This is a genomic window from Vibrio maerlii (assembly GCF_003415655.1).
GTDB classification, from domain to species: Bacteria; Pseudomonadota; Gammaproteobacteria; order Enterobacterales; family Vibrionaceae; genus Vibrio; species Vibrio maerlii.
In genome coordinates, this window is sequence record NZ_QRHC01000006.1 from 258,751 (window position 1) to 279,480 (window position 20,730).

Annotated in this window: 18 protein-coding genes and 4 pseudogenes; 11 read left to right on the forward strand and 11 right to left on the reverse strand. The window is 43.4% G+C overall.

Annotated elements, in window-relative coordinates:
• Nucleotides 1–122: 122 nt before the first annotated feature.
• Complete coding sequence (locus tag DPF91_RS12535; protein ID WP_117234768.1) at nucleotides 123–1,412, reverse strand: Y-family DNA polymerase; 1,290 nt, start codon at nucleotides 1,410–1,412, stop codon at nucleotides 123–125.
• On the reverse strand, nucleotides 1,388–1,777 hold the full coding sequence (locus DPF91_RS12540) for a LexA family protein (protein ID WP_117234769.1): 390 nt from the start codon (nucleotides 1,775–1,777) through the stop codon (nucleotides 1,388–1,390). The genes DPF91_RS12535 and DPF91_RS12540 overlap by 25 nt, the downstream gene beginning before the upstream one ends.
• A gap of 924 nt (nucleotides 1,778–2,701) precedes the next feature.
• Here DPF91_RS12540 and DPF91_RS12545 point away from each other — a divergent pair.
• The 3 genes from DPF91_RS12545 to DPF91_RS12555 all read left to right on the forward strand — a co-directional run bounded on the left by DPF91_RS12545 (nucleotide 2,702) and on the right by DPF91_RS12555 (nucleotide 6,544).
• Nucleotides 2,702–4,348 (forward strand): AAA family ATPase, encoded by a 1,647-nt coding sequence (locus DPF91_RS12545; protein WP_117234770.1) that lies wholly within the window; start codon nucleotides 2,702–2,704, stop codon nucleotides 4,346–4,348.
• Complete coding sequence (locus tag DPF91_RS12550) at nucleotides 4,345–5,208, forward strand: HNH endonuclease (protein WP_117234771.1); 864 nt, start codon at nucleotides 4,345–4,347, stop codon at nucleotides 5,206–5,208. Before DPF91_RS12545 ends, DPF91_RS12550 begins: the two co-directional genes overlap by 4 nt.
• A gap of 310 nt (nucleotides 5,209–5,518) precedes the next feature.
• Nucleotides 5,519–6,544: a hypothetical protein gene (locus tag DPF91_RS12555; protein ID WP_117234772.1), complete on the forward strand. Its 1,026-nt coding sequence runs from the start codon at nucleotides 5,519–5,521 to the stop codon at nucleotides 6,542–6,544.
• 179 nt (nucleotides 6,545–6,723) lie between these two features.
• Here DPF91_RS12555 and DPF91_RS22260 read toward each other — a convergent pair.
• The 3 genes and pseudogenes from DPF91_RS22260 to DPF91_RS12570 form a co-directional block, all read right to left on the reverse strand.
• Nucleotides 6,724–7,018 (reverse strand): annotated as a pseudogene (locus tag DPF91_RS22260) (carboxypeptidase M32); the annotation flags it as partial.
• Nucleotides 7,019–7,110: 92 nt separating this feature from the next.
• A complete protein-coding gene (locus DPF91_RS22390) occupies nucleotides 7,111–7,344 on the reverse strand; it encodes a helix-turn-helix transcriptional regulator (RefSeq protein WP_117234773.1) in 234 nt (77 codons plus the stop codon).
• Nucleotides 7,345–7,484: 140 nt separating this feature from the next.
• Nucleotides 7,485–8,819 carry a tyrosine-type recombinase/integrase gene (locus tag DPF91_RS12570; RefSeq protein WP_117234774.1) on the reverse strand — a complete coding sequence of 445 codons (1,335 nt, stop codon included), beginning with the start codon at nucleotides 8,817–8,819 and terminating at the stop codon, nucleotides 7,485–7,487.
• Nucleotides 8,820–9,141: 322 nt separating this feature from the next.
• On the opposite strand from DPF91_RS12570, the gene DPF91_RS22090 reads away from it, so the two are divergent.
• Complete coding sequence (locus tag DPF91_RS22090) at nucleotides 9,142–9,330, forward strand: hypothetical protein (RefSeq protein ID WP_164684145.1); 189 nt, start codon at nucleotides 9,142–9,144, stop codon at nucleotides 9,328–9,330.
• A 32-nt stretch (nucleotides 9,331–9,362) separates the two neighbouring features.
• On the opposite strand, the pseudogene DPF91_RS12580 reads toward DPF91_RS22090, so the two are convergent.
• Nucleotides 9,363–10,384 (reverse strand): annotated as a pseudogene (locus DPF91_RS12580) (IS110 family RNA-guided transposase).
• A gap of 94 nt (nucleotides 10,385–10,478) precedes the next feature.
• Between DPF91_RS12580 and DPF91_RS12585 the strand changes: the two are divergent.
• Complete coding sequence (locus DPF91_RS12585) at nucleotides 10,479–10,874, forward strand: hypothetical protein (RefSeq protein ID WP_117234775.1); 396 nt, start codon at nucleotides 10,479–10,481, stop codon at nucleotides 10,872–10,874.
• 248 nt (nucleotides 10,875–11,122) lie between these two features.
• Here the strand turns inward: DPF91_RS12585 and DPF91_RS12590 are convergent.
• The 4 genes and pseudogenes from DPF91_RS12590 to DPF91_RS12605 form a co-directional block, all read right to left on the reverse strand.
• Nucleotides 11,123–12,176 (reverse strand): annotated as a pseudogene (locus DPF91_RS12590) (IS91 family transposase).
• Entirely contained in the window at nucleotides 12,173–13,054 is an 882-nt protein-coding gene (locus tag DPF91_RS12595) for a site-specific integrase (protein WP_117234776.1), read from the reverse strand. Before DPF91_RS12595 ends, DPF91_RS12590 begins: the two are co-directional and overlap by 4 nt.
• Before the next feature lie 202 nt (nucleotides 13,055–13,256).
• Nucleotides 13,257–13,574 carry a CcdB family protein gene (locus DPF91_RS12600; RefSeq protein ID WP_117234777.1) on the reverse strand — a complete coding sequence of 106 codons (318 nt, stop codon included), beginning with the start codon at nucleotides 13,572–13,574 and terminating at the stop codon, nucleotides 13,257–13,259.
• On the reverse strand, nucleotides 13,574–13,819 hold the full coding sequence (locus DPF91_RS12605; protein ID WP_117234877.1) for a type II toxin-antitoxin system CcdA family antitoxin: 246 nt from the start codon (nucleotides 13,817–13,819) through the stop codon (nucleotides 13,574–13,576). The genes DPF91_RS12600 and DPF91_RS12605 overlap by 1 nt, the downstream gene beginning before the upstream one ends.
• A gap of 282 nt (nucleotides 13,820–14,101) precedes the next feature.
• Here DPF91_RS12605 and DPF91_RS22395 point away from each other — a divergent pair.
• The 6 genes and pseudogenes from DPF91_RS22395 to DPF91_RS12635 all read left to right on the forward strand — a co-directional run.
• A pseudogene (locus DPF91_RS22395) lies at nucleotides 14,102–14,295 on the forward strand (hypothetical protein); the annotation flags it as partial.
• 135 nt (nucleotides 14,296–14,430) lie between these two features.
• Nucleotides 14,431–14,844: an NUDIX hydrolase gene (locus tag DPF91_RS12615; RefSeq protein WP_117234778.1), complete on the forward strand. Its 414-nt coding sequence runs from the start codon at nucleotides 14,431–14,433 to the stop codon at nucleotides 14,842–14,844.
• Nucleotides 14,845–15,408, forward strand: a complete 564-nt coding sequence (locus DPF91_RS12620) for a nucleotidyltransferase family protein (protein ID WP_117234779.1) — start codon at nucleotides 14,845–14,847, stop codon at nucleotides 15,406–15,408.
• Between the two features lie 192 nt (nucleotides 15,409–15,600).
• On the forward strand, nucleotides 15,601–18,147 hold the full coding sequence (locus tag DPF91_RS12625) for a molybdopterin-dependent oxidoreductase (RefSeq protein ID WP_117234780.1): 2,547 nt from the start codon (nucleotides 15,601–15,603) through the stop codon (nucleotides 18,145–18,147).
• A gap of 10 nt (nucleotides 18,148–18,157) precedes the next feature.
• A complete protein-coding gene (locus DPF91_RS22400; protein WP_117234781.1) occupies nucleotides 18,158–19,594 on the forward strand; it encodes a 4Fe-4S dicluster domain-containing protein in 1,437 nt (478 codons plus the stop codon).
• An 11-nt stretch (nucleotides 19,595–19,605) separates the two neighbouring features.
• On the forward strand, nucleotides 19,606–20,286 hold the full coding sequence (locus tag DPF91_RS12635) for a cytochrome b/b6 domain-containing protein (RefSeq protein ID WP_117234782.1): 681 nt from the start codon (nucleotides 19,606–19,608) through the stop codon (nucleotides 20,284–20,286).
• A 66-nt stretch (nucleotides 20,287–20,352) separates the two neighbouring features.
• Here DPF91_RS12635 and DPF91_RS12640 read toward each other — a convergent pair whose 3' ends face one another.
• Complete coding sequence (locus tag DPF91_RS12640) at nucleotides 20,353–20,607, reverse strand: hypothetical protein (RefSeq protein WP_117234783.1); 255 nt, start codon at nucleotides 20,605–20,607, stop codon at nucleotides 20,353–20,355.
• Nucleotides 20,608–20,730: the final 123 nt, after the last annotated feature.

The following is a 20,730-nucleotide window of genomic DNA, read 5'->3' on the forward strand; positions in this document are numbered from 1 at the left end:
TAACTCGAAATGTAATCAGAGTGGTTTGAAGCTTCTGCTCACTGTTTGAAATGATCTTACCTTGGAAAGAGTGTCCCGATAGAACGGAACGGGATGGTTTATGCAATATGAGCGTAGGTCTTCTACTGGCAATGAGCCGTTGGTAGGTCAGCCCATTTCGTTAAATAGGCAGGAGAGAGCCTATCTTGAGTCATCTTTGCCTTGGCGCTAAATCCCTCAGATCCTAAACGTATAACACGCTTACCCGCATGGTTATTTATAACGTCCATTGCCTCCATCAAGCGGGTGTCTTGTTGTGGTACAAACATATCCGTCTGCGCTTGGTGCATATCACATAGGTCAAGGCAGCGACAGCCTACCTTATAGTAGCGTTGTTGCTCTTGAAAAAGGCCATTGTTAAGTGCCTCTGTCACTGCTTTTGTGAGTAACCGAGTATCATCAATAGCCGTTACGAATCGAACGGTTTCACTGCGCGAGAAAGGCTCTGTCGCATATTGGCCAGAGGAAACGTGAAACTGTATACATCGAGTCCCTAGGCCTACTTGGCGTAGTTTAAGAGCAGCAACGGCTACTCGAGCGCTAAGTGCTTGATGCAAATCGTCATAGGTTTCGGCCCGAACAGTAAGGCTTAGGCTAGCACCAATCTCTTGTTTGCTGTGAAGATCTGGAAAACTACTGAAGTTGTAAACTAGTTCGCCATTGAGTTCACGCACAACCCTTTCTAAATTTACTGATCCAGCCTGCCTAGCAAGCTCAGTTGGCATCTTTGCCAACTCTGCTGCGGTATTAATCCTCTTATCTTTGAGCATTGCAGCTGTGCGGCGGCCAACTCCCCAGACTTCATCCACTGGAACCTGTTGAAGTATTGGATCTTCATTCTCTGGGTTTAACATTGCAATCCCACGGTAACCCGCAAAAGTTTTTCCTACATGACTGGCTACCTTGGCTAAGGTAAATGTTCTTCCAAGTCCACAACCTATTGGTAGGCGAGTATTTGTCCATGCCAGACGACGTACCTGCCTTGCCGTCGCTATCCACTCATCATCACTGAGTGTAACGCCCTCAATGGCAGCAAAAGCTTCATCAATGCTATAGCGTTGATAGTGAGTAAATATTTGAGAGTTTTCTAATGTGTTATGTAGCCTGTTCGACATATCTGCATAAAGCTCATAATTTGAGCTAAACACGGCAACACCAGAAGATTCAAGTAAGTCCTTTTGCTGAAAGTATGGAGCAAACTTCTTAACACCAATTGCTTTGGCTTTCTTATTCGCCGCAACGATCATTCCATCGCCATTGCTAAGTACGACAATAGGCTTGTCACGTAAGTCTGGACGGAATACTGCTTCAACAGAGCAATACATTGCGTGCACATCACAAAGGAAAATCATGGGTTCAGTGGGCGATGACATCGAATAGATTGGACAACAACACCCTCAACCAACGAGGTAGAGTTGAGGGGAACTGGAGCATACTTGTCATTAGCGCTGATCAAGCGTCTATGGTGCAGGTCTAAAAGCTTCACTACAAAAAGCCCTTCATGAGTAGCGACAACAACATCACCATGATGTGGTGTAGAGGAACGGTCGATTACTAATAAGTCGCCATCATAGATCCCAACTTCCGTCATGCTGTCACCTTGAGCTCGAGCGAAGTAGGTTGAAGACTTTCGTTCACCAACAATAAGGTCATCTAAACTCAATGACTTTAACGCTTTATATTCGGCAGCAGGAGATTCGAACTGACTGATCCCTGCACTGGCACTGACTAGTGACATGAATGCCTCGATAATTACTGTTTTTATGTACAGTAAATATCGTTAAACATTATATCCTGTCAAGTCAATCGGGTTTGATCGGGGTTAAGTTGAACAAAGTACTCCAAAGACACAAGTTCTACTTGGTGTAGCGTTTTTTAGGCTGAAGCTTAAGCCTAAAAGTTCTACTGTGACTACAATGTACCGCGACTTCCCCAAAATTTGATTGATCTTGGGTAGGTGATATAAAAAGCTATTGCCATAGTTCGGTAGCCTATTCAGTTCATTTTTGCTCTACTTCTTCTTACTAGGGTTACGCTATATTTCGCCGAGTTCAACCACAGCAAGATAGCGACTATCTTGTAGTGACTATGCTGTAACACAAAAATGTCCAAGAGCGCCTTTAGCAGCATGTGAGAAACCTATTGGTGTAGAGTGGTTTACAGTGTTTGGTTGGTAACTAAGGTTTAGTGACTAAACCTTAGTTACCAATTAAGACTCTGATAAATAATGGAATATTCACATAAATACATGCTTTTTGAATGTCTATACTTTTCAGTTTTTAGGCTTGTCATTACCAGCACTTGTGTTAAATCAAGTGTGTCCAGAATTGTGCTGAAGCCAATTGTGGTAAACACACCTTTGCCCCATTATGTGCTAGCGACGCTCAACCGTTCAAACTAACGTGAAGTAATTTTGCCCTATTTTTTCTCATACCTTAAGAGTGTCTAATGATATAGGGTTTACCAAATTCGTGCCAAGCACACTCAACATTTCCAACCTTTGTGAGGTGGCTTGACCTACGTTTTCGCATACTTTGTGGGCGTCTGCGGATTTAGGGGTTTACTACTCTTAACCAATTGTAAAAGTTATATTTACTGAGCCATTAGATTTGATTCATAATATGCACTTTGTTGATAAACCCTGAAGTTTGAAGATTCTGAAATGGAAAGTGATAAAAATCTAAGAGTGGTATTTGGTCAAAGGAGGACTTCAGTATTACCTGGAGAAGTTTTGATCTATCCGTCATTTAATAACTGGAATGACTTTGGATTTAAAATCAAATGTACCTGTTCTGTATTCAACACGCTTACTGATAACACATATACCTTCGGTACTTATATTGGTTTTTTGTCTTTGGATTCAAATCAAGTAAACAGTAAAACCAACAAAGAAATGAATGAGAAGTCGAGAGACTTATCTAAGAGATTTTCAAAAGATCCTGAGGCGTTTAACTTCAATGCCGATAATAGGCAGTTTTTTACAATGCTACCCAGTATGGCGGACTATCGAATGGTTGTTGAAGCTTTGGGTCCAGAGCAATTAAAAGTTGTTTTGCAAGCAATTAACGACATGGTGCTTCATAAGGACTCAACTGATAAATGGGTTGACGCTGCAACAAAGTCTGAGGTATTCCAACTAGGGTTCATGCGAAATTCCGAAGGATTCTTTGCATTCAATAATGCAGACAGCTTGTTAGCAGGAGCTCAAGATGAAGCCTTTGGTGGGATATCACAAGAGTTGGATCTAACCTTTTCTTTAGATGGGTTTAAGAATCAACACTCAATCCCTTTAAAGTACGACCATGAAAGCATCATACCCAAAAGAATAAACGTGCTAATAGGGAAGAATGGGCTAGGTAAGAGCCAAGCATTGAAGTCATTCTGTAGGGCCGCACTCCAATATAAAGACCCTTCTATTTCCTTAGTCGATCGTCAAAGCAAAGGGCGCCCTATGATTAATAGGCTCCTTGCTATTGCGACACCAGGAGAAACTCAAAATACTTTTCCAGGTGAAAGGGTAGCTACACAAAAGCTGTACTACCGCCGTTTATCTTTAACTAGAAATGGCCGAGCGAAGAGATCCCGATCGATAAATGAATTGATCATCCAGTTGGTTCGCTCTGACGAAGTAATCGGAAGCAAGTCTAGATGGCAACTTTTTATCGAAGCTTTATCAAATACGATACCTATCGACAAAGTTGTGGTTCAGAAAACTAGTGGGAGTTATTTAGAGTTAATTAAATTGAACAAGCTGGGTGGAGAACAAGAGTCTCTCGAACAATGGGGGAGTATTGATACGGGGGCTGAGCCTAAACTCAGAATTGGAGACTATTCACATTCTCTTAGTAGCGGACAGCTTACATTTCTAAAGTTTGCACTTCTTTGTTGTCTTTATATTGAAAATGGCTCTTTTGTTCTTTTAGATGAGCCAGAGACGCATATGCATCCAAATATGATTGCAGATTTTGTAGGATTATTGGATCAGTTGCTTGAAGATACTGGCTCTCAAGCTCTTATTGCAACTCACTCAGCATATTTCGTAAGGGAAATAAGTCGCGAACAAGTTCATGTACTTCTCAAAAGTGAGTCAGATGAAATATCTATTGTGTCTCCAAGGCTACGGACGTTCGGAGCAGATATAGAATCGATTTCACAGTTCATTTTTGATGAAGATGTCGATAACAGGTTAGCAGATAAACTTTTCAGCAAAGTCAAAAACCTGTCATTTGAACAAGTAAAAAATAAGCTTGAGGGGGAGTTGTCTATGTCAGCTATGTTACAACTACAAGATAAGATGTTGAGTGAATGAAAAAACTTAATTTGCCTCAAGTTCAAGATACTAACATTTTGCATAGGCTGGCACAGAATCCGAAACTCCATAAGACTAGTTACCCTATCCTGAGACAGCAAATTCATTTAGTTGAAGCTGCTTATGTAGATTACACAAATAGTAACGGTAACCCTTGGAATATCGCCCATGTAGGCATTACAGGAGATCTACAAACAGCATTACGAACACACTATAAAAGCCCTCCTAAGTCATTAGATTTTTTAGAAAGTCTGCGAGATTCTTCACCAGAAGTATGCCCGATGTGTGGTGGTTTTAAACCTACGGAGTTAGATCATCTATTGCCGAAAGAAGATTATCCTGCATGGTCAATTTTTTCATCAAATTTAGTTCCAGCATGCAGTTGTAATCGTGAGCGAGGTAGGCTTCTTAAAGGACCACTTGATAAACAAGCTCGAATATTACATCCGTATTTTGATACGTGCCTTCAAGATAGAATATTGACAACTACCTTTAGTCATTCAAACGACTTCAGTTTGATACGAGCAAAAGTCTGCTATGTGGATGATAACCACCCTGAAATAGAATCGATTAAATATCATACCAAGAACGTAGTTATCAAAAATGATATAGACGGTTGGATACGCGGGCAACTAAATACGCTCGTAGAGTTTCCTGCAAATGTTGTTAAAGGCATTTCAAGACGAAGGACAATAGACAAGGATGAGTTGGTCGAAAAACTAGAAGATTTGCTCGAAAGCTATGATGAGCAAACGGGTTCAAAAAACAATTGGAACTCAATAATAGTGCACGGACTTCTTAACGCACCTCAACTACATGACTGGCTAGTTGAACGCCACAATGATGTGGTAACCCGCTAAGTAATCTTCACCATCAATAGTGGGCACCAACTTAAGCGATTTTCCATATTTGTAGTTATCAATAATTTGCTAACTTAGCAAAGTCGCTAAAACGCTTATGTCCAGAAGCTTGTTATTAATCGCTCAATCTTTATTGCTCAGTCTTTATTGTCATTCTCTAGACTTTACGAATCGAAATGAAGTGCGAAAATGATCAAAAGCTGTTTCCCAATTCGTCTATTGGCGTGCCAATACTTCATATTTACGATCAGACATTATTGTCTACCGACACTAACACCGAGCCCACTTTAGAGGGAAATCAGGTATCTATATGCCAAATACAATAGAATTAGCAATACATAATTTTCAATTTCCGATTCCAACTACCAGATTGCACCCAGAGTGGAAACAGCTCGGTTCTGACTATAGGCTGGTCATCACAAAACCTGGACAACTCCTTATTTACTGGGAATACACCACGGATTGCAAATTAAGTGATGCAGAAAAAGCAGCTGACCTTAAAGGTGACGAACTAAGGATATCTCTAGATACTGCCAAAAAAAGAGGTTATGCCTATTATACTGATGCACCAAAATCAAAATGCAACTGTCTGGCATTGCGTAGAACAACTGGTCGCACTTGTAGGTTTTGCGAATACAAAAAGCGCAATTCAGAGGAATTTCTAGAACAGAGAAAACAAAGGGAACGAGGAACGGATGAACAAAAACGTAAAAACAACGAGAAAATTAAACAAAATTATCCGAATAAAACTAAAGATTGGCGCATGAAAAAGGATCCACTTGGTCGACAGCCAGGCATGGAGCGAACAAATAAAATAAATCGAGATTACGCAAAAAGAAATCCAAGCAAGATCAAACTAATCAGGGGTATGCATCAAACTGATAAATATCTCGCAACCCCTCTTTGGGGTAACCATGATGCCATTCTAAAAATAGAAGCTCAAACCATTGAGCAGAACGCCAGAGGCATAGAGACCGATACTGATCATTACATCCCGCTAAGGGGTGGGATTAGAGTAGGTAACGCAACGTTTCAACTCGTCTGTGGCCTTCATTGTGAAGACAATCTAAGAAGTATTAGTAGAGGTGAAAATTTAAATAAAAGCAATAGAATTCCAAAAGAGTATTCCAATGTTTATTCCAACGATGATATCGATTATTTGCGAGCAGTGGCTAAGAGTCTCGGTCTAACAGCAAATGGCTACCTGCCAGAAGAGGAAAAGAAAAGACTCTACGATGAAAAAAAACAGAAACACCCTCACTTATTGAAAGCGAGTAAAAACAGAGGCCCCAACAGAAATAAGTATGTTGAAAAGTCAACAAAGACAAATGATTAAGCTTTGCTAGCATGGATTAGCCTGGACTCAATCTGTCGGTTTCAAAGCCACGATGTAATCAGATCTGACAGATTGCTCTACCTCACTTCTGTCCACTTTCGAGCTGGCTTAATTGGCTAGCTCAGATCTGTCCAATTCTGATTCAGACGGCAACAAAATCTACCGCCTGAAGTTTGTCTTTAAAGATAACGTGAACGAAGGTGTTTCTGGAAATGAAGAGGATTTAGCGTTTCACCTGTAGCTTGTTTCAACAGTTCGTCGGTAGTTAGCAAGTTGCCTTTTCTCAATACCATATCTGACAAACAAGTAAAGTAGGAGTTAGGTCACCAGTTCTGATCGCATCATAGACGTTAACTGTTTGTTTCATAGATACCATGAATTGAGCTGCGTATTTTGCTCCTATTGTATAGCTTGGAAATCACGCAATATCCCATCAGTCCAATGAATGTCTTGAGGGCAACCATTACGATAGTTGTGACTTTTTGTTGTAGACATCTTGCCTTTGGTGTCGGCACAATGAATATCCTTACAGGTGGCAAGTTCTTAAACTAGCAGAGTAAGATGACTTACCTTGGTATTTGAGTGCGTGCTTGCTCAATGTCACGAGTGACTTCCTCGCGTGTATCCCCTCGAACAATTCTATTCATATATTCGATCAATTCACTTTTCCTGATGACAGAAGTGTTCGCACCTAGTTGGATTGGTTTTATTAACTTTCCTTCGTTCACCCAGCGGTAAAGGGTTGCTTTTGAAATTGAGAGAGTATTACAAACTACTGATAGTTTTAAAAATTGGTCCATTGCCTATATACCTTTTATTATTATTTTGTGGTTTGAATAGACTATATGGCAAAAGTATTGTCCCGATAGAACGATTCGGGACACTTTCGAGTTTCTTTTGCTGGTATGGTGTGGTCGTTGAGTTCATTAAAGCATTAATTCTAAGGTACCTGTCTCAACCCTGCTATTGAGTAGTGCTTTCCCGTTGATTGAACGATGAATTCACTCCAACATTGGTGAATTTGAGCTCTTTCTTCTAGGTATTTCGCGCTATTGTATGATGCTCGTGTGGTGTTTCTGTCTAAATGAGATAGGCACATTTCAATGGCATCGACCTTAAATCGTGTCGTTTCATTTAGGAAAGTACTTGCGATACCACGGAAACCATGGCTAACGAGTCGGCCTTTCAATGGTGTCAGATTCAGTGATGAGTTAACTGCGTATGGGCTGATGTGTGGATATTTCGTATTGGGTTTGTCTGAAGGGAATACGTGAACTTGATTGCCCGACATGGGTTTGATGTACTCTAACAACCGTAGAGTATAGTTGTTTAAAGGTACGATATGTTCGCGTTTGGATTTTGTATAGAACGCAGGGATTATCCAGAGCYTKTYTTCAAAGTCTATGTCACACCATCGCATAGCCGCCAGTTCATCGGCTCTAGTCATGGTRTGTAACTGCATCTCGAAAGCGCAACGAGTTACTGGTTTCATGTTGTTTTCCGACATGATTTCCATCACATCTTTCAGCTCATTTGGTGGAACCGTCGACATGTGAACGACTTTTGATTTTGCGAAGTTACTTTTTATGTCAACAAGACAGTTATATTTCACAATACTTGCGTTAACCCCAAATTTCATGACCTGATTAGCAATGCAGCATGCTCGCTTTACATTCTCTAATTGACCTTTTGCCTGTAATTGGGCAATGACGTCGATGACACTTGAAGGGGTTATGTATGATAGAGGCAAGTTTGCTAGTTTGGGATACAGGTTACGCTTCAAAAATAGTCGCTTGCGATAGGATGAACGGACTTTGTTTATGATGCGGTCAATTTCATTTTTTCCAAACTCTGTACCATTGATTCGCGCTTGCTCGCGTGACTCTCGAATGAGAGCTTCTCTATTTATCAGCTCTTGGGCTTCTTCTTTTTCAAGCATCTTTTCAGCAACGGCTTTGAATGTGAGATTGTTATCCACTAGGCGGTCAAACTTCTGTTTCTCACGGAAAACGCGAGGGTCAATACCATTGGCGGCTTGCTCTCTGAGTTCTGTCGCAACTTTTCGAACTTCGGCTAGTGTCATCGTCGGGTAGGAGCCTAATCCGATTTTCTTTCTCTTTTTTGTGTTAGAGTCGGTGTAGATGAATAGCCAGTTTTTAGAGCCGTTTTTGCGAACTCGAAGATAGAGGTTACCGCCATCTGACATCGTATATTCTTTGTCGTCTGCTGAAGCATTTTTAATTTGCGTGTTTGTCAGTTTAGATAGTCCAGCCATGTTGTTAACCCTCGATTTTTTGGTTTGTTCCCCTGGAAAATAACAATGCTTCTAGGGGGACGCAAGGGGGTGTTGGAGTGGTGATATACAATGAGACGTGATGAGTCTTAGTAAGTTTTAAATTAAATTATTTCAATGACTTAGGGTGTTATTTGGGATGCGGTGATATGGGGTGATAGTCGGTTAATAATTCTTAAGAGTGATTCGCAACGCTTGGCGTTTTCGCTTCGCTCAAGTATAGCCAAGCGTCGCTCACACCTTAATGCGGCTACATGGATTCCCCCAGGCTGTCAAACATCCGCTAAACTAATAGTGATGGGTTTTGGACTGCCGCTCTACATTCGGCCTACTTATCGACAAGTTCGTTTTTGTCGTGGCCCTGATGACTTACGCGACTGCGGTGCCTTATTCGTTAGATGACATCAAGTGTGTCCGCCGCATTAACAGGCTCTCCGCAAGTGGTCTTAACCTATCTCCATCATTAGCGTCTGCAATGACCTGGTGGGTTTAACTCTTAGTCATGCTGCTTAGTGGCTTTAGACGCTAAGCAGCATAGTTCTCATATTCGGTTTGGTTGTGTAATAAAGACCAGATGATGCGGGCATTTTTCGCGGCAAGCGCCACAATAGCTCGATTGAGTCCTCGTCTTTCTTTTATTTGTCGACACCACTGACTTAACCTATCTTGCTTGTCTCCAATCGTGGTTACTACAGCTCGGGCTCCGTGAACCAGCAACGTGCGAATATACTTATCGCCATGTTTCGTAATGCGCCCAAGTCGATTCTTCCCTCCAGTAGAAAACTGTTTAGGAACAAGACCTAACCAAGCAGACAAGTCTCGACTCTTATCAAACTGACTACCGTCGCCAATAGCGGCAATGATGGCAGTTGCGGTTTGTGGACCGACCCCACGGACCTTAAGAAGCCTTTTCATGTCGTCATTCAGCTTGACCATGGACTCGAACGTTTTGTCTATTGTTTCAATTTGTAGATTGAGGCTTTGAAGGTGTGAATATGCTTCGTTGATGATTTCCCTCGCTTGATGTGGCAACAAGTTTTCTGCATCTTCCAGGATGAGAGGCACTTCTCTCATTAGAGATGCTTTACCCGTTGGCATGATAAAGCCAAATTCCGACAAAATAGCGCGCATTCGATTCATCAATGCAGTTCTTTCTCGTACCCAGTGCTCTCGTAGACGATGAGTTGAGAGAACGGCTTGTTGCTCAGGGGATTTAATGGGGACAAATCGAGTAGAAGGGCGTTGTACTGCTTCGCAGATAGCAACAGCGTCATTCAGGTCGTTTTACCTTTCATTCGGTAAGGCGCGACATACTTAGCCGCCATAATACGACAGTCATGACCGAGTTGATTGAATGTTCTTGCCCAATAATGAGCGCCACCGCAAGCTTCTAGACCTATACGCATTGGAGGCAGTTTTGCTATGGTATTAAGTAGTTTAGAGCGGGTTACATTCTTGTGGAGAATGACTTTACCAAGTTGGTTAATAGCATGAACGCTGAAGTGATTTTTAGCGAGATCAATACCGCAATAAGACAGATTAGACATGGTGCCTCCAGTATTAGTGTTGACCACTTAAGTGTGGCAGATCCTCGGGAGGGGGAATCCATGTCATTCGTTAGTTTTAAAGGGATGTTAAATCATGAAATTTGAGTTTACTTCAACAGTGGCTAAGATAGTGTTCTGGCTCATTTTGGTCTTTGTTTTGTTGATCGACACAGTATCAATAGCTTCTTTCTTAGTAAGTCAAATGACCGTATCAGGGACTACAATTGCTCTAATTGTTTTCGGCGTAACTTTGAGGTTAACAATTCTGTTTGCCTTGATTTGTCGTAAAGGGCCCTTCAAATTTTGTAGTTATATTTGGGGTGGTATGTTTGCCTTGTCGGGGTTTACTGGTCTGCTTGCACTATCGATGTCTGACGAGGTGGAGCCCATTCAAGCGTATATAGATAAAGGAATATTTCTCGTTATAGGGATGGTAATAATTACAATTGTCGCTAAGTACGTTTCAATCATTGGGCCACAAGAAAACTAACAAATAAGAATACGTGTCGCGCAGCCGACACTTTATTCGGGTGTTGAACAAGCCCGTTGTCCTTATTAAGTAAATTGCTCGGTCGAGCGTTCTGGTAGGTTGAGCGCACGACTTTATTTGAGACGAGCGCAGCTGTGAAGCGCGCCTGTGATGTGCGCTCCGAAGGATCCGAGACTGTTATTGGTTTGTCGTGTTGTCCCCTCCCATGTGATAGCCCCGCCATTATCCTTATGATGGTTGCCTTTCGGCTAGCTCAGTCGACTTGCCGCTTTCGATGTGACGCCCACACAGGCCATTTCATGATGGCAACATGGGCATTCACATTCTGCATACGAAGGCAAAATTACTTGTGGTAGCTGCCATTCTGGTAGTTGCAATAACATGAGTTGAATGGTGTGCCGTAGTGCTTTAGCACTGCCGTGCAATAGACCATAATCCCGCACACGTTGCAGTCCTTTGGGAAGTACATGCTGCAAGATAAGCCAAATGAACTTAACAACGGGCAAGGTTCGTTGGGCTGATTGCTGTGTTTGGCTATCGGTGTAACGGAACGTGACTTGTTTATCGTAGGCGTGCATGATCGCTTTATCTGGGAGTACACCGCGATATAAATAACGAGATAAGTACTGCAATGCAGGCAACCCGTTACCAACGGAACGACAATCAACGACCCATTCTTCGCTCATGATTTGACGGGACAAAGATAGCTGAGGGTGGTGATTGATTGCTTCAAGTAACCGTGCCCGCCAGACTTTCGCCAACGCCTTTTGCGGATATAAGAAGCCTTTCTTTCCTTTATGCCACTGTCTTCGTTGTGGTTGATAAAAACCATTCGGCAACACCACGTGAAGATGCGGGTGCAGATCTCTCCGTCGATTATGCGTATGCAGCACGATGGTAAAGCCACTTGCCCCTTGATGTTGTCGTTGTGCAAAGTCTTTAAGCACAGAGGACGCAACCTTAAACATCAACGGGTAAAAGTGCTGCGGTCGGTAGCGTGCCAACTCGCGCAACTGTGCGGGCACGGTAAACGTCAGCATGAAGTATGTGACGGGAAGGAGCTTAGCTTCTTGTCGCGCTAGCCAGTCAGTAGTGGTGCGATGCTGACATTGAGGGCAGCTGCGGTGACCGCAAGTTAAGGGAAGTCGATCATCATAATGGCAATGCTGGCAATACCATTGTGATGTTCCAGCATACTCGGTTTTACACCGTAGCGTGTCGCATATCAGGGGTTAATCGCTCACCATAAGCCTCAATCAACTCAGCGTAATGGGTTTTGAGCAGAGTAGTAAAAACGCTCATGAAGCCTCCCATAATATGGATAGTTGATCTGCAAGGGTATTGACTGCTTTAGCTGTTTCTGCCGTTTTTACCTTGGTCAGTTGGGTATATCGAGCGGTGGTATTGAGGCTGGCATGCCCCAATAGCGCTTGTAAGGAGCGGAGATCTAACCCAGCATCCAGCAGGTGCGTGGCATAACAATGGCGCAGAGAGTGCGGGCTAACATGTTTGGTGATCCCACAATCTTGGCAGACTTGCCGCATTGCCTTTTGGACCCCCGCACGATCCATTGGTTTGTTTGTGCCAATACCAGGAAACAGCCACTGTGGATCTTTATGGGTACGCCAGTATTGACGCAGCACAGCTAAAGACCGTTTAGGCAGTGGTATCAATCGATCTTTGCCACCTTTACCGTTGCGAACATGAACCTGCATTATCTGTGAATCGATATCTGAAATGGTCAGGTTTAAGCCTTCACCAAGGCGCAGACCAAGCGTGTACAGGACAAAGAAAAATGCCTGATAACGTTGTCGTTTCGTCATGGTGATCAGCAAGCTAACTTCTCTTGGCGTGAGAATATCAGGCAGCCGCTTAACGTGTGGAGGCTTAACGATATTGAGCCATTCCCACTGCTTGTTTAGAGTGAATTTATAGAAGAACTGCAAGCCATTGCGGTCCAGTTTTACGGTACTCCATGAGTGAGTGTTGATCAGTTGTCGAAAGTAGATGCGAAGCTGTTCAAGACTTAGGTTATCTGGCGGGCAATCAAAGAAATTGGCGATACGACGAACAGCACGACTATAAGCATCAATGGTGGCTGGTCGCTTCCCCTGAAGGGTAAGGTTGTCGAGATGTTGTTGATATAATTGATTAAAATAATGTTTTTGTTTTGTATCCATGACACTTCTCCAATCCTTACCAACATGGTAAGTTCTAGAGATAAGTGTATGGATTAAAAGGACTCTGCCGCACGGCGGCTTGGTTCAACAAACAATTTAAGACGGATTCTTAACGCTTGGCAATTTCAGCTTAGGTCATCTTCAGTGGTAAATGTGGCAAGGTTTAGGCTTGGGTGGTCGCGTTGTTCATCACTTAATGCGGCTATATGCCAGTAATTAGGAAGTCGATAGCAGCAATAATCTCGTTTCTAAAATTGCTCAAGTCATTTACCGGTTTACGCAAGATCTTAGTTGGTATACTCGCCATTTGATGAGTTAGGATTACGAAGTCACCTTCATCAATGTGGATCACTGGGCACAGGTGAGTCGGGGCTTTCTTCTCTAACATTTCAACCGGTGTTAATGGAATCACCAGTCGGGTATTAAGTGTATCAAGCATTTCACTTTGAACATCAACAAAGTATGGGTAAGCGGTAGCAGTGCTTTTATCGTTATTTTGATATAGTGAAAACTGTGACATTAGAATACTCGGTAAGAATCAGAAAACAGACCCTGATTTTCGGTTAGTTCATTACAAGCATTGATAGCATCTGCATTTTGCTCCAACCACTCAGTCTTACGGCGTTGATTTACTTCTTTTTCAAGGGCTTTTTCCATTGTAGCCGAGAGGTTAATGTTTAGGCGCTTAGCTTCAGCGAGTAACTCGCTATTTAAGCTTAAGTTTGCAGCTTTTTTGGGTGCTTGCGTACTATATGCATTTCTCATGATAATTACCTGTGCGTATTTGTGGTGCGCATTGAGTATAGGCGCACGAAAGGCATAGAACAAACAATTTTGAGAGTGATTCCCCATGCTTGGCATTTTTCATTCCATCGTTGGGTTTTGTGTTTACGGTGGTATGGTTTAGTTTCGTGGCAGCGTGGTTCACACCTTAATTGGGCGTTGTCCAGAGCAATGTGGGAACTGGTTAACACTCAAGGAATGAAGAGTTTATGAAAATTTCAGAATCTAGCGTTCATTTCATTTACGACGCAGCAAAGAACGTATATGACTCAAAGCAAACTTTGGTGTCAGCAGCGAAAGCCAGCTTACAAATCAGGTAAAAAACTCAACATTATCCTATATAGTTTAAGGTAACTGTCGTCCGGCTTTCGCTTCGAGAAGGAGCTATAGTTAAAAGCGTGGCGCTAGCACGTTTATCAAAGCCGCCAATTGAGGTCTTGAAAAACCGACAAGCCTATTTCGCTGTGTTTGAGAGTGAACAGGATGTTCTCGAAGTGAGATATGTGTCTGTGCAACTTAAACACGCTATTTTAAGAACGGAGTGGCAAGAGCTGAGTAAAGCACTGATTAACAGTTAAAATATAAGAGAGAAAATGGATAAAATAATAGATAAACTCGCTTGGATTTTTATCAAAGACGGTAAATTATTAGCGGTTAGGTCGAAAGGAAAAGACCTGTTCTACCTTCCTGGAGGAAAACGTGAGGCCGGAGAGAGCGATACCGAAGCATTGATTCGTGAAATCCAAGAAGAATTATCGGTTGACCTAAGTTCTGAATCAGTGAAGTACATGGAAACCTTCAAAGCTCAAGCGGATGGTAAAGCCGAAGGTGTCTATGTGCAACTGACCTGTTACTTCGCTGATTATGTCGGTGAACTGTCTGCGGCGGCTGAGATTGAAGAGCTAAGATACATCGATGGCAATGATGAAGCGGTTTGCTCTGTCGCGGCGTTAGAAGTAATGCACTGGCTACAATCAAAAGGTTTAGTAACTGGTAAGTCAGCATAAATGGAAAAGATTGTTGAGTTGATAAAGCAAGACCCTGCTAGGTTGAGTGCGCTGGAAGATGTTCGCTCATTGAGGCTGCCGCAATGCTACATCGCTGCGGGCTTTGTTCGTAATCTAGTTTGGGACTCGCTTCATCAACTTTCTAAACCGACACCGCTTAACGATGTAGACGTTATTTACTTCGATCCTGAAGAATCTGATGCTAATGTCTACCTTCACTATGAAGCTCAGCTAAGAGCAAGAATGCCTGAGCTCAGGTGGCAGGTCCGTAATCAAGCGAGTATGCATCTTCGAAATGGTGATGAACCCTATACCAGTGTACTTGATGCTATGAGTTATTGGCCGGAAAAAGAAACGGCTGTGGCAATACGTCAGATAGGGCATGGCAAATACGAATGCATTGCTGCTTTTGGGTTTGAATCCCTGCTCGATGGTCACATCACGTACAATCCCAAAAGATCACTCGAAGTGTTTGAGCGCCGGGTAAAGTCAAAAGGTTGGTTAATGCGCTGGCCGGACCTCAGCGTGACGAATAATATAGATTTTATAATTAAGAATCATTAGCAATTACAAGATAATACCCATAAATAGGTATTCGTTGTATTGATGATTATCAACAAAAATCCACTCAGCACACCCTACTTTTTAACTCTTCAGTAGCCTTCACAAATCTTAATACTTGTAATCAAATGTGTTTTTAATTCTGCTTATTCGAATATACGCTCATTCGTATATAGCAATAATGGAATTAGTAAAATGAACAATAATGGTGAGTTTAATATCTCCAGACGCCAGTTCTTGCGTGGTTCAAGCGCAGTTGCGGCCTTAAGTTTGTTCTCAGTAAACCCTGTTGTCCATGCAATGGACAAAGCGGGTTACAAGGTGAGCGTAGAGGTCAACTCTGGTACTTGGGAATCAACGGTTTGTAACGGTTGTACGTCTTTCTGTGCGAAACAGGTTTACGTTCAAAACGGTCGTGCAATCCATATCCGTGGCAACGAGCATTCAAAAATTCATGGCACAGCAGGCTGTTCCCGTCAGTATCTAGCACTGCAAGAACTGTACGATCCTGACCGCATTAAAAAACCAATGATTCGTACCAACCCGATGAAAGGGCGTGGTATCGATCCTATGTTCAGAGAAGTGAGCTGGGATGAAGCGATGGATCTGTTCGCTGAAAAGATCATGGCGCTGCGTGAAAAGAACGAAACGCATAAGTACGTAACATTGCGTGGCCGTTACTCGATGTTCAGTGATGTTCTGATGAAGAACATGACCAAAATTATCGGCTCATCAAACGCGATCAGCCACAGTGCGCTGTGTGCGGAAGCGGACAAGTTTGGTAGTTACTTTACCGAGGGTAACTGGGGCTACCGCCAGTGGGATATTAAGAACACCAAATACATCTTGTCGTTTGGTGTAGATCCACTTTCAGCCAACCGTCAGGTCTCTTACCACAACCAGCACTGGGGCAACATGCTAGACAACGCGAAGGTGACGATTGTTGACCCTCGTTTCTCTGCATCTGCGGCGAAAGCACACAGCTGGCTACCGATTATGCCTGGTCAAGATGGTGCATTAGCGCTAGCACTTGCGCATGAAATCCTTGTGAAAGGCGTGTGGCACCGTGAATTTGTGGGTGACTTCACTGACGGTCAAAACCACTTTAAAGCGGGTGAAACCGTCGATGAGAGCTTGTTTGCAGACAACCATGCATACGGCTTAGTGAAGTGGTGGAACCTAGAGCTTAAAGACCGCACACCTGAGTGGGCTGAATCACTATGTAGCATTTCTGCAAAGCAGATTCGTCAAATCGCAAAGGAGCTTGGTGAAAACGCGCCAAATATCCAGATCTGGCGTTCACGTGGTTCGCAAATGCAGACTCGCGGTGCATACACTGCAATGGCGATGAATGCGCTTAATGGTCTGTTAGGCGCAGTAGATAACGTTGGTGGAACGATGGACTGGGGTTCAACGGTGTCTGTGATTAACCCATCGACGTCTGACTACCAAGATGAGATTGCGAATAACGGTCTGAAGAAAGAGAAGATTGACCGCCGTGGTCGTCTTGAATTCCCGAACCTGAAGAAAGGTAAGAGTGGCGGTGGCGTTTCTACCGGTGCTGTCGCAACAAGTATTCTTGAGACAGACCCATATCTACCAGAAGTGGTATTGAGCTACTTCAACAACTTCAACTTCTCTGCTCCGGGTAACGAGATGTGGGATGAGGCGTTGAAGAAGATTCCATTTATGACGCATGTGACTACGCATGTGAGTGAGCTAACTTGGTTCTCTGATCTAGTTCTTCCTGCGCCGCACTTTATGTTTGAGCGTTGGGGTCTGCAGAAGTCTTCGTCTAACCGTCATGCATCACTCGCGTTAAGCAAGCCTATTATCCAAAACATTGCCGAAGTGGAAGATGAAGCGGGTCTACCTTGGCTAATGGCAAAAGCGTTTGCTCGTAAAGGCTTTAATCAGCCGATGCGCTACCTACTGGATAACTTTAGAGATCCTGAGACAGGTAAAGCTCCGCAGAACCACAAAGAGTTTGGCGTTTACATGGCGAAAACCATGACGCAAAACATCTGGGATCCAGCGAAATACCAGTCAGGTACTAAGTTCAGCGGTTGGGAAGAATTCATCAAGATCGGCGTATGGAACTCGGATGAGATGCCGTATCAAAAACGCTGGAGCAAGATGAAAACCAAGACCAAGAAGTTTGAGTTCTACAGCGAAACTCTGCACTACTCACTGAAAAAGCACGCCGATAAACACAGCGTTGGCATTGATGATGTGATGGCAGCGTGTGATTACGAAGCGCGCGGTGAACAGGCGTGGATTCCACACTACGAAGAGCCAATCCGCTACGGTGATGAAGAGGGTTTCCCATTCTTGTTCGTTGACCACAAGCTGCGTCTAAGCCGTGAAGGTCGCTCTGCAAACTGCAGTTGGTACTCGTCTAACTTTGATATCGATCCTGGTGAGATCCCAGATTATGACACGGTGAAGATCAACCCGATTGACGCAAAACGCCTTGGCATCAAAGAGCACGATGAAGTTCGTCTAACCACGGTTCAAGGCTCTATTACCTGTCGCGTTAGCCTATTTGAAGGTATTCGTCCGAACACAGTGTCAAAAGCGTTTGGTCGTGGTCACTGGGCTTACGGTAAACATGCCTCGAAGAAGTTTGGTCTTATCCCTAAAGGCGGCTCAAACAACGAAATCATGCCGCAAGCATTCGAGCGTTTATCAGGTTCATCTGCCTTCTATGGTCAGATTGGCGTCAAAGTAGAAAAAGTATAAGAGGTGAACCATGCGTTACGGAATGGTAATTGATACCCAAAAATGTGTCGGATGTGCAGGTTGTATCTTTGCATGTAAGACAGAAAACAACACTGAGCCAGACAAAAACTGGTGTGACAAGATCATCACGACAACTGGACAGTACCCAAACGTAAAATTCGAATACACATCCACCATGTGTAACCACTGTTCAGACGCGCCATGTATTGCGAACTGTCCGAAAGGCGCGCTGTACAAGGATGAAAATGACCTAACCTTGTTTGATTCTGAAAAGTGTATCGGCTGTAAATCGTGTATGTCTCACTGTCCTTATAATGTGATTCATTTCAACGAAGAAGCGACGGGCAAGGCGTGGGACAACAACCAACCACTGTTGCCACAAGGTCTATTTTCTGCAGCAGCGATGCGTGAAACCACAGGTGAGACTTACTCTCCGTTTGGTAATCCAGAAACAGAGAGTGTTTACCCACTTCGTCGTCCTAAGAGGACTATTGAGAAATGTACTTTCTGTGCGCACCGCGTAAAAGCAGGCGTAAATCCTGCGTGTGTAGATGCATGCCCGTCTGGTGCTCGAGTGGTTGGTGACTTAGATGATGCCAACAGTGAAGTGAGTCAACTGATCAAGAAGTATAACGCTAAGCCGCTTAACCCCGATCTAAACATCGGTGAGAAAGTCTTCTACATTCGTGATTACATCCCAATCACCATGGTTGAAGAAGATGAGTCAAAAGATGCAATCGTGTTTGACTCTTCGCTGTGTATTGGTTGTAAAAAATGTGAAGCGGAATGTCGTAACAGCAACCAGCTTGCTGAAAACGTCGCTTACCTGAAGATGACTACAGAAGTCATCGACGGTGAAGAACACCACTTCCGCAACTCATGTCAGCACTGTGAGCATGCTAAGTGTTTAGAGAACTGTCCGTCGGGCGCGATCTCACGCCGTCCAGGTGGTCAGGTTGTGATTGATGAAGAGAAGTGCATCGGCTGTGGTACTTGTGCAATGGCTTGTCCTTACGACATTCCTCAGTACAACGACAAAACAGCAACCATGAACAAATGTCACGGTTGTAGCCATCTAACTGAAGCAGGTCTGCGCCCAGCGTGTGTTGAGGGTTGTCCTCAAAAAGCGCTGTCGTTTGGCTCTCGCGCGGATATGCAAGACCGTATCGAGAAGAAAGCGAGCGAAAACAAGCTATTTGCTTACGGGTTAGAAGAGGTAAACAGCAACGTTGGTGAGCTTGGTTTGATCACAATAGCTAGCCAATCTGAAGCAGGTAAGCACCTACTGATTGAAGACCCAAGCAGCACAACCTCAACCCTTCGTGATTTCGCGAAAGTTGGTGCAGGTGTTGGCGTGGCAGGTTCAATTGCAGTTGCAGCAGGTCACCGTGTTCACTTGGCTAAAAAAGCCAAAGAAAACGAATCTGAACACAGCGATGCAGAATAAGGATACGCGTAATGAAAAATAAAGAACTGCTTGATGACAACACCGTCCTTGCCTTTAACTCATGGCAGCGCTGGTTCCACATTCATTTGATCCACTTTGTGGTGCTGTTTATCCTAACGGGTTTGCCAATACTATCTACAAGCTTCTCGTTCTTAGGTGAGTTCTACCAATGGATTTATGGCTTGCTTACAGGTAAAGAGACGACATACTCAGACGGTATAGTATTTGCTCAGATGCTGCACCGTGGAATCTCATTCCTGTTCATGGCGACCATCGTGCCATTCGTAGTTGTGATGCTAAAAGACATCAAGCACTGGCACGTATTCCCAGAAAAAGATGGCTCAATTGCTGAGGGCATCAAGCAACTCAATGTGGCTTACATTGATGGGAAACACGGTAAGTTTGGTAAGTTCAATATTGGCCAAAAGCTAATGGCTTGGACTATGATTGCGGCAGTCTCTGCGCTGGTGATTAGCGGTGTGATGTTGATGGGTAACTTCTTAGTGGAATGGGCTCGTTTACTTCATGTGGTGGCATTCGCAGGTATGATTGTGGCGTTGGTGTTCCATATCCACTTTGCAACATTACCAGTGAACCGTGCTTCATTTTGGGCGATGTTCCGTGATGGTAAATTATCAATGGAAGAGGTGAAGAAACACCATCCGCTTTGGTATGAAAAGCTAAAGAAATAGACCGATAGAAAACAATAACCCCGCTTTGACGCGGGGTTATCTATATTTACGACTCAGTAATTTCAACTACATGAGCAAAGAGGCTTCCAGTAAGTACTTTGCTTCGTTTGTATCTTGTGAACAGTATTCAAGTAAACACTTAAATCGGTCATCAATAGACTCTGATTTTGCTACTGAGTGAAAAAGGTCGACGGCTTTTGTTGGTACAGATGATAGCGCCAGTTTTAAAGAATCTAACTCTGTGCCATTCGCTTTCTCTACTTTAGTAAGGGCAGACAAGATTGTTTCAAGGGTAATTGCTACGTTACTTTGTGTGTTCATAGTGATTATATTTTCCACATTATTATGCGCGCGATATTACGTCGATACGGCTAGCGATAACATGCGGTGAATCAAAGAACTGATGACTAAATGTGACGCCGAAGTGAGGCATCTAAGTGAACG

Excerpts from the sequence above, each read along its gene's own strand:
- DPF91_RS12535 (WP_117234768.1), bottom strand. The coding sequence starts at position 1,412 with ATGTCATCGCCCACTGAACCCATGATTTTCCTTTGTGATGTGCACGCA.
- DPF91_RS12540 (WP_117234769.1), bottom strand. The coding sequence starts at position 1,777 with ATGTCACTAGTCAGTGCCAGTGCAGGGATCAGTCAGTTCGAATCTCCT.
- DPF91_RS12545 (WP_117234770.1), top strand. The coding sequence starts at position 2,702 with ATGGAAAGTGATAAAAATCTAAGAGTGGTATTTGGTCAAAGGAGGACT.
- DPF91_RS12550 (WP_117234771.1), top strand. The coding sequence starts at position 4,345 with ATGAAAAAACTTAATTTGCCTCAAGTTCAAGATACTAACATTTTGCAT.
- DPF91_RS12555 (WP_117234772.1), top strand. The coding sequence starts at position 5,519 with ATGCCAAATACAATAGAATTAGCAATACATAATTTTCAATTTCCGATT.
- DPF91_RS22390 (WP_117234773.1), bottom strand. The coding sequence starts at position 7,344 with ATGGACCAATTTTTAAAACTATCAGTAGTTTGTAATACTCTCTCAATT.
- DPF91_RS12585 (WP_117234775.1), top strand. The coding sequence starts at position 10,479 with ATGAAATTTGAGTTTACTTCAACAGTGGCTAAGATAGTGTTCTGGCTC.
- DPF91_RS12595 (WP_117234776.1), bottom strand. The coding sequence starts at position 13,054 with ATGGATACAAAACAAAAACATTATTTTAATCAATTATATCAACAACAT.
- DPF91_RS12600 (WP_117234777.1), bottom strand. The coding sequence starts at position 13,574 with ATGTCACAGTTTTCACTATATCAAAATAACGATAAAAGCACTGCTACC.
- DPF91_RS12605 (WP_117234877.1), bottom strand. The coding sequence starts at position 13,819 with ATGAGAAATGCATATAGTACGCAAGCACCCAAAAAAGCTGCAAACTTA.
- DPF91_RS12615 (WP_117234778.1), top strand. The coding sequence starts at position 14,431 with ATGGATAAAATAATAGATAAACTCGCTTGGATTTTTATCAAAGACGGT.
- DPF91_RS12620 (WP_117234779.1), top strand. The coding sequence starts at position 14,845 with ATGGAAAAGATTGTTGAGTTGATAAAGCAAGACCCTGCTAGGTTGAGT.
- DPF91_RS12625 (WP_117234780.1), top strand. The coding sequence starts at position 15,601 with ATGAACAATAATGGTGAGTTTAATATCTCCAGACGCCAGTTCTTGCGT.
- DPF91_RS22400 (WP_117234781.1), top strand. The coding sequence starts at position 18,158 with ATGCGTTACGGAATGGTAATTGATACCCAAAAATGTGTCGGATGTGCA.
- DPF91_RS12635 (WP_117234782.1), top strand. The coding sequence starts at position 19,606 with ATGAAAAATAAAGAACTGCTTGATGACAACACCGTCCTTGCCTTTAAC.
- DPF91_RS12640 (WP_117234783.1), bottom strand. The coding sequence starts at position 20,607 with ATGAACACACAAAGTAACGTAGCAATTACCCTTGAAACAATCTTGTCT.